12 protein-coding genes and 1 pseudogene are annotated in these 11,342 nt (G+C 61.0%); 3 read left to right on the plus strand and 10 right to left on the minus strand.

Annotation, left to right across the window (positions count from 1 at the left end):
- Window positions 1-7 precede the first annotated feature (7 nt).
- The 7 genes from ABTW64_RS15020 to ABTW64_RS15350 all read right to left on the minus strand — a co-directional run bounded on the left by ABTW64_RS15020 (window position 8) and on the right by ABTW64_RS15350 (window position 5,563).
- Complete coding sequence (locus ABTW64_RS15020) at window positions 8-1,237, minus strand: tyrosine-type recombinase/integrase (RefSeq protein ID WP_026529682.1); 1,230 nt, start codon at window positions 1,235-1,237, stop codon at window positions 8-10.
- On the minus strand, window positions 1,221-1,433 hold the full coding sequence (locus tag ABTW64_RS15025) for a helix-turn-helix transcriptional regulator (protein ID WP_026529681.1): 213 nt from the start codon (window positions 1,431-1,433) through the stop codon (window positions 1,221-1,223). Before ABTW64_RS15025 ends, ABTW64_RS15020 begins: the two co-directional genes overlap by 17 nt.
- Window positions 1,430-2,017 (minus strand): hypothetical protein, encoded by a 588-nt coding sequence (locus ABTW64_RS15030; protein ID WP_026529680.1) that lies wholly within the window; start codon window positions 2,015-2,017, stop codon window positions 1,430-1,432. Before ABTW64_RS15030 ends, ABTW64_RS15025 begins: the two co-directional genes overlap by 4 nt.
- An 80-nt stretch (window positions 2,018-2,097) precedes the next feature.
- Window positions 2,098-3,819: a type IV secretory system conjugative DNA transfer family protein gene (locus tag ABTW64_RS15035; protein WP_112268220.1), complete on the minus strand. Its 1,722-nt coding sequence runs from the start codon at window positions 3,817-3,819 to the stop codon at window positions 2,098-2,100.
- Window positions 3,820-3,872: 53 nt separating this feature from the next.
- The gene (locus ABTW64_RS15040; RefSeq protein ID WP_026529678.1) at window positions 3,873-4,385 is read right to left on the minus strand and encodes a hypothetical protein; all 513 of its coding nucleotides are present in this window, start codon (window positions 4,383-4,385) and stop codon (window positions 3,873-3,875) included.
- A 402-nt stretch (window positions 4,386-4,787) separates the two neighbouring features.
- A complete protein-coding gene (locus ABTW64_RS15045) occupies window positions 4,788-5,162 on the minus strand; it encodes a DUF4145 domain-containing protein (protein ID WP_081597555.1) in 375 nt (124 codons plus the stop codon).
- A gap of 68 nt (window positions 5,163-5,230) precedes the next feature.
- Complete coding sequence (locus ABTW64_RS15350; RefSeq protein WP_498043712.1) at window positions 5,231-5,563, minus strand: DUF8608 domain-containing protein; 333 nt, start codon at window positions 5,561-5,563, stop codon at window positions 5,231-5,233.
- Between the two features lie 243 nt (window positions 5,564-5,806).
- On the opposite strand from ABTW64_RS15350, the gene ABTW64_RS15050 reads away from it, so the two are divergent.
- Window positions 5,807-6,844 carry a tyrosine-type recombinase/integrase gene (locus ABTW64_RS15050; RefSeq protein WP_350623739.1) on the plus strand — a complete coding sequence of 346 codons (1,038 nt, stop codon included), beginning with the start codon at window positions 5,807-5,809 and terminating at the stop codon, window positions 6,842-6,844.
- Here ABTW64_RS15050 and ABTW64_RS15055 read toward each other — a convergent pair whose 3' ends face one another.
- A complete protein-coding gene (locus ABTW64_RS15055; RefSeq protein ID WP_350623741.1) occupies window positions 6,845-8,074 on the minus strand; it encodes an IS256 family transposase in 1,230 nt (409 codons plus the stop codon).
- Window positions 8,075-8,310: 236 nt separating this feature from the next.
- Here ABTW64_RS15055 and ABTW64_RS15060 point away from each other — a divergent pair, with 236 nt between their 5' ends.
- Window positions 8,311-8,640: a helix-turn-helix domain-containing protein gene (locus tag ABTW64_RS15060; protein WP_013864591.1), complete on the plus strand. Its 330-nt coding sequence runs from the start codon at window positions 8,311-8,313 to the stop codon at window positions 8,638-8,640.
- A gap of 59 nt (window positions 8,641-8,699) precedes the next feature.
- Window positions 8,700-9,347, plus strand: a complete 648-nt coding sequence (locus tag ABTW64_RS15065; RefSeq protein ID WP_350623744.1) for an alpha-hydroxy-acid oxidizing protein — start codon at window positions 8,700-8,702, stop codon at window positions 9,345-9,347.
- 209 nt (window positions 9,348-9,556) lie between these two features.
- Here ABTW64_RS15065 and ABTW64_RS15070 read toward each other — a convergent pair whose 3' ends face one another.
- On the minus strand, window positions 9,557-11,014 hold the full coding sequence (locus ABTW64_RS15070; protein WP_350623746.1) for a recombinase family protein: 1,458 nt from the start codon (window positions 11,012-11,014) through the stop codon (window positions 9,557-9,559).
- Window positions 11,015-11,023: 9 nt separating this feature from the next.
- Window positions 11,024-11,311 (minus strand): annotated as a pseudogene (locus ABTW64_RS15075) (LexA family protein); the annotation flags it as partial.
- Window positions 11,312-11,342: the final 31 nt, after the last annotated feature.

Raw genomic sequence — 11,342 nt, forward strand, 5'->3', positions numbered from 1 at the left:
GAGCGCATCACAGGCCCCTGGTCGCGGGGCTGCTGCGCCGGGCGTTCTTGCGTTGTCCGGCGGTGGAGAGGAAGGCGTTGGCCTGCTCGGCGGCGGAGGCGAGGTGGCGGTCGTCGGGGTGGAGATAGCCGCGCGTGGTCTCCATCGAGGCGTGCCCGAGGATGTCTTGCAGTACGTGCAGCGGGATGCCCGCGTCGGCCATCCAGGTTGCCCCGGTGTGGCGTAGGCCGTGCCGGGTGAGGTCGGGCAGTCCGAGCTTCGCGACGATGCCGTCCCAGTTGGTGGCGTCGCGGACGGTCGCGGTGGTGAGATAGCCGCCCTTCGGGCCGACCAGCAACGAGTCCTCGGGCTCCTTCCCGTCGGTGAGGCGTTCGAGCACTGGCCGGAGTGGTTCGAGGATCGGCACGCGGCGTTCTTTGCGGCTCTTGGTCGGTTTTGTAACCAGGCCGCCTTTGCCGGGGAAAACCTGCCGGCGGATCACGACGAGGTTCTTGCCGTAGTCCACGTCCCCGACCTGCAACCCGGAGACCTCCGAGGACCGTGCGGCGAGTAGCGCGGCGAGCATCACGAAGTCGCTGTAGGACTGATGCACCTTGCCGCACGCCCTGGCGAGGCGGTTGAGGGTCTTCATGTCCGGGATTGCGTGCGCCCGTGGGGAGGTGTGTTCGGCGGACTGGCCGCGGAAGGCGTTGCGGTTCAGGCTCCGCTTGGCGCGGTTCTTCGCAGGATTGATCTGGATCAGCCCGTCCCGCACGGCCTCATCGAGCACCCGCACGAGCGGGGCGATGGTGTTCTTGATGGTCGACGCGCCGTGACGCTGCTCCCACTCATCAATGGTGCGGTCGATGATCCCGGCGGTGATCTGGGTGACCGGCAGGTGCCCGAGCGCGGGCAGCACGCGCAGTTTCAGCCCGTACCCGTAGGTCTCGCCGGTGGAGGTCGGGTCCAGGCCCCGCGCCCACCGGTCGCCGATGGAGGTGACGAACTCCAGCAGCGTCATGGACACGTCCATGCCCTTGGTCGATGAGTTGCGGAGCTGGTCGAAGAACGCGTGCGCGGCCGCTTCGTCTCGCACGATTTCCGAGCGGATGACACGCCGCTTGGTGGTCGGGTCGGTCCACCGGGCTCGGGCGCGGATGCCGTAGGAGCGGCGCTCCATGTCTGTGGAGACCTTCACGCCGATCGGCGGGACCGGCTTGGGCTCGGCGGTCGGCTGCGGTTCAGCTCTGCGGGGCACGGTCGTGTTCCAGCTCGCTCAGCCAGCGGTCCACGGCGTCGAGCCGGTACCGGGCGATCCCGCCAAGCCGCAGGAACGGCGGCCCCGTGCCGGCCGAGCGCCACCGCGACAGGGTGGACTCCGAGACCTTCAAGTACGCGGCGACCTCACGGCTGTCCAGCAGGGGCGAGACGAGTGCCTCGGTCTTGTCGCTCACGACACTTCTCCGGTGTCCGGGTCGAGGTCGCGGTAGAACGCTTCCTCTGCCTCGCGGCGGGCCTGGACGTCGGCCATGACGAACTCCACGAACTCGGCGTCGCGGTCGGTGATCGGGATGTCCTCGATCGGGTCGCCGGGTTCCTCGCCGGGCCAGACAGTCTGCCGGGTGGGACGGTCGTGGTCGAGCCGGGTGCCGCAGGCGGCGACCCATTCGCGGAGCCGCTGGCGGGCGTCGGCGAAGTCGCGGTGCCAGCCGAGCGGTGCGCTGCCGTTCTGGTCCGGGTCGTAGGCGCAGAGCCAGTGAAGGTGCAGCGCGCTCAGCTCCCACAGCAGCTCCGGGTGCATGTGCCAGGCGGGCGGGATCACGGAGGCGGGGAGCCCGTAGGTGTGGCGTAGCCAGTCCACCCAGCGGTTGAGCTCCAACCACTCGGCCTCGGCGTCCTCGGCACTCAGCAGGTTCCAGTTGATCGGGTGCGGCGGCTCGGCGATCAGCGGCTCGTCGTAGCCGTCGTCGTCCATCTGGTCCACATCCGAGTCGGGAACATCGTTCGTCGTGGCGTCGCCACCGGGTTCGTCGGACATGCTGGGCTCCTGTCTGCTCTCCGGCGCCGGTTCGTGCCGGGCCGTTGTGGCGGGCAGGTGCTCCGTGCCGCGACCGGCGTTCAGGTGCCGGAACGACGGAGCAGGGCTTCGATCTCGGCACGGTCGGCGGCGAGCTGGCCGGCGTCGGGACGCTTGGGCCAGGGGTGCAGGTCGGTGACGATCGGGGCCGCGGAGCGCAGCAGCACGATCCCGGTCCCGAACGGGAGCCGGCGGATGCGGTCGGGCGGGAAGATCGGCACCCGGCGCACGGACCGCTGGTTGGAGCGGGTGCCGTGGTCGCCCAGCGTCACGGAGTCGGTGTATTCGTCGCGTTCGCCGACCAAGGCGCTCAGGTCTTGCAGGTCCCGGCTGTTGGAAGCCCCGCCGAGGATGACCTTGACGATCGAGGCGTCCCAGATCGCGTTCGCCTGGTGCTCGTTCCACTTGTCCCGCGCCTGCGCGAGCGATTGGAGCACCGGCATGGTCGTGATCCCCGACCCGCCGCCTTCGGCCATCAGCGTCGGCAGCGACGGCAACGGCGAGAGGTTGGCTATCTCATCCAAGGCCAGCAGCATCGGCGGATCGAGCCGGGCACCGGCCGACCGTGCGGCCAGGCGGCGGGCGGTCTCGATGAGGTCTTCCACGAGCGCGGCGACCAGCGCGGCGCTGGCTCCCGCACCGGACCCGGTTGCCAGCAGGAACAACGTGCCGCGGTCGCGGATGAACGCTTCGGGATCGAAGCCCTCACCGGGGCCGGGCGATACGGCGTCGAGCACGCGCGGGTCCGCGAGGGAGCCGAGAGCCAAGGAGACGCCCTGCCAGATCGAGTCGCGGGTGCGGGGGTCGGAGTCGATCATCGCTTCCAGAGACTCGGCCCACCCGGTCGCAGCCTGCGTGGAGCCGGTCAGGATCGCCACCGCGTCAGCGGCCGCGGTCGGATCGAGAGTCCACCTGAACAGCTCGGCGGGCGGCCGATGGTCGATCGCTGCCGCGTGCAGCAGGGCTTGGAGCGCGGCCCGTGTCTTGCCCTCCCAGAAGCCTCCGCCGTCGACGCCGCCTGCGGACAGGCCGGTGCCGGCGGCGAGCCCGGTGGCGCGGATCATCGCCGTCTGCGGCGACTCGCAGCCCCGGATCGGTGACCAGCGCAGACCGGCGGGCAGACCCTCGGCCAAGTGTTGCGGGTCGAAGATCGCGACGGGGCCGATCCTGCGACGGGCGCGCATGGTCGCGGTGAGGTTGTCCGGCCTGGTCGAGGTGACGACGACGGCGCCGGGCGCGTCGAGGATCGCCGGGATCACCAGATGCAGGCCCTTCCCGGAGCGGGGCGGCCCGATCACCATGATCGAGTCCTCGACCGACGCCCACACGCCGGTGCCCTTGGAGGTGCCGAGCCGGTAGCCCACGTCCGCCGGCTTCGGGTCAGCCAGGCCGGGGCGCAGGTTTCCCGCGCGGCGCAGCAGCGCCTTCTCAGACGCAGCGGCGGCGACTTCGTGCCGTGTGGCGATCCCGGCCATGCGGCGCGGGTCGGTCTCGATCCGGTGGGTGTGGCGGCGCAACCGCAGCCACGCCCATAGCCCGCCGGTCACGAGGCCGGCGAGCAGCAGCCCGGCGACGATCCAGTAGACGACCGGGTTCAGGCCGTCCGCGTCGAGCGCCGCGCCGGGATCACCAGGGTGGAACAGCACACCGACCCCGGAAGCGGGATCGCCGGCCGGCTGGGGCGTGCCGGTCAGGAACGCGGCCACCGATCCCGCGGCGCGCAGGATCAGCGCGACGCCGAACAGGACGACCAGCCCGATCATCGCGGCGTTGGTCAGCTCGTCCCCGAACGAGCCGGTCTGCCGGCCCTGCTCGTTCACGGCACTCGCCGGATGATCGTGGTGCCGGAGACCCGGCCGAACAGGATGACCTCGATGACCTCGTCGGTCCGGTCGGCGCCGTTCCCGGCTGGGTCGATGAGGGCGCGCGCGGTGCCGGAGTGGGCGGCGTCGGTGTGCCCGGTGACGACTGCGACCGCCACGTCCTCGCCCGGAACGAACCCCTTGCCCTCGACGGTGTGAAACACCGGCCCGGCCTGCGCCGCCGGTTCCGGTTCGGGCTCGGGGCGGGAACGCCGGCGGCGGGCGGCGACGATGTCGGTGAACGTCGTGCCGTCCGCTTCGCGGACCTCGACCCTCGCCGGTGTCGTCCGGTCGTTCGTGGCGCGGTCGATGATCTGCCCGAACGAGGAGCGCCGCCACGGCGGCGCGAAAGGGTCAGGGTCCAACCGTTTCCCGTCGACGGTGACGGTCACGGTGCCGTCCTCGCGCACATCGAGCACGACGAGCGGAATGGACACCGGGACGGGCTCAGGCTCGGGCTTCCTCATAGCGTCGAGGTGAGCCAACGCCGCCATGAGAGCATGCGTGGCGCTCCTGGGCGTCCGCGCGCACGTACGAGCCGTGCAGGTCGAACCTCTGCCGCGTACGGAGGAATGTCGGACGTCTCTGGCAGGCTCTTCGTATGAGTGATGAAACTTGGGACGGCCGCCGGGCGGTCAGTGCGAGTTCGGGTGATAACACGGTTTCGCGTGCGCGGCAACCGGATGGTTGACGCGCACACTGGGGAGACATCATTCCGTGTCCGCGACGACGGCAGAGTGGTGGATGCCAATTCCGGCGAGACACGGTTTCGCGTGCGCGATGACGGCCGTGTGGTCGATGTCAACACGGGTGAGACGGTCTACAGACTCAGAGGTTGAGTCACTTAGCCCTGGTTTGGCCATCGTTGCTCAAGGTTGCCGCGATGGCCCCTTGGCCGCGTTTATGGTTCGTGCTTGGGCATCGATATCCGGGCCAGTGAAGAGTCGGTGGAACGCCTCGTCGAGCACTCTGGCTCCGTCCAGCACCTCCATAGTGGTTAAGTCCGAGTCCTCGTGGGTTCCGACGTTTCCGAGCCATTTGACGGCGAAGAAGAGATCGGCCACCGCTGGACGGTCTGGGTCAGCATCACGCCACTCTTTGATACGTTCGTGCGCGTTCCGAAATTGCCCAGATGGTCGAGTTGCAGAGATTCCTTCTGAAGTCAAGAACCGTTCCACCGTGGCACGCAGCGCAGTTGCGGCCAGACCAGGATCAGCGAAAAGCACGCGAGAAGCGCGCAGCACACCCTCTCTTACTTCGTCGGGTGCCTATCTCGGGATCGGCATTATCAGCATCGGCGGATGCAGGTGCGTCACAGTGTAGTACGAGGAATAGGCGATGCCTTGGTACTCGAAATCATCGCGGTTCGACCTGTGGGAGTAGTCCACGCGATAGTCGCCGTGCCGTGCACAGCCTGTCGACACTCGGGATTCTCGCACTGACCGCGGACGACAAACGTGCCGGAAATCCACTCCGGCTCGAACGCAGGGTGGTTGCGCGCGGAAGCTGAATCGTGTCCTTCATCCTCGGTGGGCGCTGAGAATCCGATGTATCCGGTCTGGCACTTGGGGCACGCAGGCCGCGGCCACGGCTGTCCGTCCTCAATCGGGCGAGCGAGCTCGGAAAGTGCGGGGTCCACAGCCATGCTTCCAGCGTAAGCGGGACGCTATGCGGACAGGCGTAGAACGGGAATCGATCGCGGGCGACGGCTCTAGCCTTTTATCTCTAGAGCCGCATCTTTCTGACCGAGGTTCATGCCTCGCAGGTGCGCTCCGCCCGCCGCTGCAACGGAATTACCGCTTGTCGAGAATTCTGACGAACCATCATGATTCCTGACACTTTTGCAGTATTCTTGATGCATAGTCATGATTCGTGAAGCTGCGGAGTGATGAAGCTCGCTGCGGTTCGGGGTGTCGGAACTGCCAGGGGCTGGCGGTCCGAGGAGGATGCTGCCGACTTCGAGCAGGAGATCATCGACCAGTACGCTCTCGCGATGGCTGCCGCCGGGCTCAGCGACGGCTACATCGCGCAGTCCAGAGCAGTCGTGTTCGAGTTCCGTCACCATCTCGACGTCCCGCTGTGGCAAGCAAGGCCCTCCGACGCGGACGCTTTTCTGGCCGGGCTACGTCGGGCTGGGTTGGCGGTCACGACGCGGGCGAGCAAGGCGGGCGCGATCGCGCGGTTCTACGACTTCGCCATCGCCCGCTACCAGGGCGACATCAATGCGCTGACCGATTGGGTGATCGAGCAGCCCGTCGACGAGTACAACCGGCAGTCGGGCTCGTCGCTGGGCAAGGTCCGTGTGCCGCCGTCCGATGCGGAGATCGGCCGGCTCTTCGGCGGGTGGGCCGCCTCGCTCCAAGATGAGCGACGTTATCTGCCCGCCGCGAGGAACTACTTCGCTGCGTCGCTCTGGCGCAGGGTCGGGGTGCGCATCACGGAGAGCACGAAACTCGACATCCGTGACTGGCGGCCCGATCTCGGGGCGCTGGGTAACCTGCATGTCCGGTTCGGGAAAGGCTCGCGGGGACGAGGGTCGAAGCAGCGTCTGGTGCCTGCGATCAACGGGGCGGACAAGCTCATCGACTGGTGGCTCGGCGATCTGCGACACCGCTTCGGCCCCGACTGGGACAACCCGGATGCCCCGATGATCCCGTCCGAGCGGTTCGACCACGAACTCGGTCGTTCGTGGCGGGCCAGCGACGACGTGCTCCGGCGGGGCCTGACCCGAGCGACTGAACGGTTCTTGCCCGCCTGGGCCGGAGGACGGATGACGCCGCATGTGCTCCGCCATTACTGCGCGTCATCATTGTATCTGGCGGGCATGGACTTGAAAGCGCTGCAAGAGCTGCTGGGGCACCAATGGCTGGTGGCGTCCCTCGGTGTGGTGGAGTTTCTCAATACCGGCGAGGTCAGCTGGTTGTGATTATGCCGCGTTCAGTTCCGGGAGCGCTACCTCCTCGTCGTCATCGATCCGGTCAAGGAGCTTCATCGACTGCTCGGAGAAGTAGCGCCGCTCTGCCCCATCCCATTCATCGTGCTGCTCGATGAGGACATGACCGGCGAGGCGCAGCAACGCGGCCGGGTTCGGGAACGTGCCGACGACATCAGTGCGTCGCTTGATCTCCTTATTGACGCGCTCGAGCGGGTTCGTCGACCAGATCTGACGCCAATGCGTCCGCGGGAACGCCGCGAACGCGAGGAGGTCCTCCCTCGCGGTCTCGAGCATCTCCGCGACACCGGGATGCGAGCGGGTGAGCATGGTCACGACCTCGTCGAACTGACTCCGGACATGCCGCTTATCGGGCTGGGCGAAGATCGTGCGGATCACCGACGCGACCATCTCTCCGGAACGCTTCGGAACAGCAGCGAGGACGTTACGCATGAAATGGACCCGGCATCGCTGCCAGCTGGTGCCGTGGAAGACCGTTTCGATCGCGGCGATCAGGCCCGTATGCGCGTCGGAAATGACAAGCTTCACCCCATCCAGCCCGCGTGCCTTCAACGACCGCAGGAACGTCGTCCAGAACGGCTGCGACTCGGTATCCCCGACGTCGAAGCCGAGAACCTCGCGACGCCCGTCGCCGGCGACGCCGACCGCGACGACGACGGCCTGCGATACGACGCGCCGTCCGACGCGGGCCTTGCAGTAGGTCGCATCGAGGAACACATACGGGTAGGTATCCGCGTCCAGCGGCCGATCCCGGAATGCGGCGACGTCCTCGTCGAGATCGGCGCAGATGCGTGACACCTCCGACTTGCTGATGCCCGTGTCCGCGCCCAACGCGCGAACGAGGTCATCGACTTTCCGGGTGAAGACACCGTGAACGTATGCCTCCATCACGACCGCGAACAGGGCCTGATCGATCCGGCGACGCCGCTCCAGCAGCGACGGGAAGAACGACCCCTGACGAAGCTTCGGGACCCGCAGATCGAGATCTCCCGCGGTCGTGGTCACTATCTTCGGGCGGGTGCCGTTGCGGTGCGTGGTCCGCTCCGCGGAGCGCTCGAACGGGGCCGCGCCGATGAACGCAGCCGTCTCGGCGTCGATGAGCTCTTGGTAGAGCGTCTCGGTCGCGACCCGGATACGTTCGGTGGTGTCGGTGAGTTTGAGTTCCCCGAGGAGTTCGAGGAGGGCAGACTGGTCGAGAGCCATCGTGCGTTGTGTCCTTACGTTGAGATCAGTAGAGCGTTCTCACTGACCATCGCACGATGGCTCGCCCCTTCTGCGACAGGACACTCGAGCCCGAGAACTACACCACCACTCGGGACGCCACCCCAATGGCTCTCGACCACGACGCAGTACATCCACGTCCCGGGCGAGCACGTCGAGGACTCGTGGATGCAAGCCAACCAACGGCTGGAAGACCGATTTGAAGGGATGACCACGCGATGAAATGGAACCTGCGAGTCCAGGCCGCCGAGCGCGGCATCTGGAAGTCGGCGGAACTGCGGCGGATGCTCGCCGACGCCGGGCTAGAGATCAGCCAGGGCAAGATGTCCGGGCTGTGGACGGGCACCCCGACCACGATCCGACTGGACGATCTCGATGTCATCTGCCATGTCCTCGGTTGCGAGCCGACTGATCTTCTCGTGCCCGAGCCCGAGAAGGTCCGAGCACGCAAGCCCGGCGCCCGTCGGCGGGTAGAAGCGAGTGGGAGCACGAATATGGTCGCGCCCCGGTTCGGTCCGAAGAACGATCGGCCGGCGCCGCCGCTATGAGTCCGGCACGCGGCCCGAACGGACCCTTGAGTCCGCCGTTGCCCTGCACTGCGTGCGGGGTGAAGCCGGCCGCGTGGCTCACACCCCGAATCGACTTCTGCTACGACTGCATCCCCGGCGGCCCGTTCACACCGCCGGCCTGTAGCAAGTGCGGATCAACCGAGTATTACAGCCAAGGACTCTGCGCCCACTGTCACCCCGGCAGCCCCGGCTTCATCGGCTCCTGCCGCGATTGCCTCGCCTGGGGCGTCTACCGGCAACGCAACTGGCGGTGCTGGAAGTGCCGCTGGTGGTTCACGCACTACCCGCAGGGCGAGTGCGTCTCCTGTCACCGCGAGGTCACCATCGGTGAGCAGGGCTACTGCCGCCTCTGCCTGGAAACCGCCCGCTACCACCAGACGCCTGGTGAACCGCTCGACCTCGACGCGGCCCGCACGTACGGCCAGCAGCTCTTCCTCGCCTCGATGAACGACGCCCTTGGAAGTGGAGGCATACGTACAGGGGTTGATGTTGCAAAAGCGATTGCGCTTGGCGCAGATGTTGTAGGTGTAGGTAGATCGCTACTCGCTGCTGCGGTGGAGTCAGAGGAGGCTCTGGATGTAGTGCTAGAGCGTATTGAGCTAGAGCTGCGGATTGCGATGTTTGGGATTGGTGTTGAACAAATTGAGGACTTGTATCAGACACCAAGATTAGTGCGCTTAGAATAATGTTTGTTGAACTTGGAATAAAATCTTCCTTGAAATATATGAGCTAGATATGTACTATGATTGAAGAGGATAAGCAAAAACGTACAAGTTAGCGTGAAATCATCCGATATAATGTAAAATATATTAGATAAATAAGATTAATGAGGAGTTGTCAGTTGTTATGGCTTTAAAAGCAGGAATTGTAGGTTTGCCTAACATTCTTGTAGAGATTAAAAACCGATCCACACAACACCTGCCAACTCTCCGTTCTCTACACTAATGCTATGAATGATTTGACGCAACGCTGCCTTCTGTTCTATTCGAGTTTTGTCTTTTATGTTCTTATGTTCTTTGATTTTACTCATCAAACTCAGCCTAGATTTTTCTTCCCGATCCTTTTCGGATGATTCTAGCATTTCTATTAAATGTTCTCTTTCTAAATTAGTTTTTTCTGATGCAATTTTCAAATCCCTTTTTGTAATTAAATCCTCGTTATAAGCTTCTATTTGCTTTTGCATAAAGTTATCTAATTTTGTAAGTTGTTTTTTTATTTTATCTTTGTCTATTGTTTCTTCAACTTTTGCTATTTTTATTTCTAATGGGGCGTTAGTGTATGAGTTTGCTGTTTGTTCTACTAGATCGATTATTTGGTTTTCTAAGGCATCTCTAGTTATACGATGATGATAACATATTGCCTTTTTCAAATACCCATCACAAAGGTAAGTGTAATTAATCTTTTCCTCATTATTTTTCTTTGTTGTATATTTATTTGTCTTTCCGTTCATCTTATTTTTGCAATGACTACAATACACTAAACCAGATAAAATATATCTATCATCATTAATGTGTCTGCCTATTGTTTTCCTGCCTTCAAATAACTCCTGTATTTTTTCGAAAACATCTAATTCTAAAATTGGTTCATGATGATCTTCGACAATTATCCACTCTTCAATTGGTCTTGTTTTTATTTTACCTCCACTTTTATATGTTTTATTGTAAACAAGCGTGCCAATCAAAGATTCCCTTTGTAGTAATTCGCGAACAACCTTATCATGCCATTCATTACCATCTTTTGTTTTTACATTTTCTTGTATATTTAATTTTTTAGCAATAGCCCTTGAACCCTCACCATTTAAAGCCCATGTAGCCATCTTTTTAACTATTAATGATTCTTCAATGTTTACTACCATTGCCCCATTAATGACATCATATCCAAAGCAAGGTCTAGTAATAACCCTTTTGGTGTTTCGCGCTATGGAATTCATGTTATTTTTTACATTTTCTGAAATTCTTTCTCTTTCAAATTCAGCAACCATACCAAGCATTTGTAATACTAACCTTCCAGCAGGGGTTGATGTATCAAAACCTTCTGTCGCTGATACAAAATTATACTCATATTTGAAAAAGAATTCGTTTAAGCTAAGTATGTCAAACAATTTTCTAGACAGACGGTCTAATTTTGTAGTTATAACAATTCCATTGGGTTCTGTTTTTACTACTTCAAGCAATTTTGTCAATTCTGGCCTGTTTGTATTTTTTGCACTGTATCCATCATCTACAAAGAATTGAGGTTGTGACCATCCTTTAACAACGCAGAATGCTGTGATTCGTTCTTTTTGCTCAGGGATCGAGTTACCCTTTTCTGCTTGTTCCTCTGTGCTCACTCTTAGATATGCTAATACCCTCATAATATCCTCCTATAAGTTGAATGGTCTAATATGTCCCATATAAGTGCCACAAATATGAACTTCTGAAAAAGGTACTGTTAATTCTTTGAAGTCATCGTTTTCGGGCGAAAGAATAAATTCAGGTTTGTCACTGCTCCACTTAATTTTTTTCAACATTCCCTCATCATTGGCTACAACAGCAACTATTTGTCCGTTAAAGTCAGGCTGGTTTGTTTGGTTAAAGAAAACGATATCTCCATTTTCAATACCCGCATTTTTCATGCTATCTCCTTTGACCAATAAAGCAAAATCTGGTTGTTTCTTATTGGGGAGATCTGAAGATCACACG

It is taken from the genome of Microbacterium sp. NPDC096154 (genome assembly GCF_040302945.1).
Taxonomy (GTDB): Bacteria; Actinomycetota; Actinomycetes; order Actinomycetales; family Microbacteriaceae; genus Microbacterium.

Bases quoted from the DNA above. Each gene is read 5' to 3' on its own strand.
- ABTW64_RS15030 (WP_026529680.1), bottom strand. From the start codon at position 2,017: ATGTCCGACGAACCCGGTGGCGACGCCACGACGAACGATGTTCCCGAC.
- ABTW64_RS15350 (WP_498043712.1), bottom strand. From the start codon at position 5,563: ATGGCTGTGGACCCCGCACTTTCCGAGCTCGCTCGCCCGATTGAGGAC.
- ABTW64_RS15070 (WP_350623746.1), bottom strand. From the start codon at position 11,014: ATGAGGGTATTAGCATATCTAAGAGTGAGCACAGAGGAACAAGCAGAA.
- ABTW64_RS15035 (WP_112268220.1), bottom strand. From the start codon at position 3,819: ATGATCGGGCTGGTCGTCCTGTTCGGCGTCGCGCTGATCCTGCGCGCC.
- ABTW64_RS15050 (WP_350623739.1), top strand. From the start codon at position 5,807: ATGAAGCTCGCTGCGGTTCGGGGTGTCGGAACTGCCAGGGGCTGGCGG.
- ABTW64_RS15055 (WP_350623741.1), bottom strand. From the start codon at position 8,074: ATGGCTCTCGACCAGTCTGCCCTCCTCGAACTCCTCGGGGAACTCAAA.
- ABTW64_RS15060 (WP_013864591.1), top strand. From the start codon at position 8,311: ATGAAATGGAACCTGCGAGTCCAGGCCGCCGAGCGCGGCATCTGGAAG.
- ABTW64_RS15040 (WP_026529678.1), bottom strand. From the start codon at position 4,385: ATGAGGAAGCCCGAGCCTGAGCCCGTCCCGGTGTCCATTCCGCTCGTC.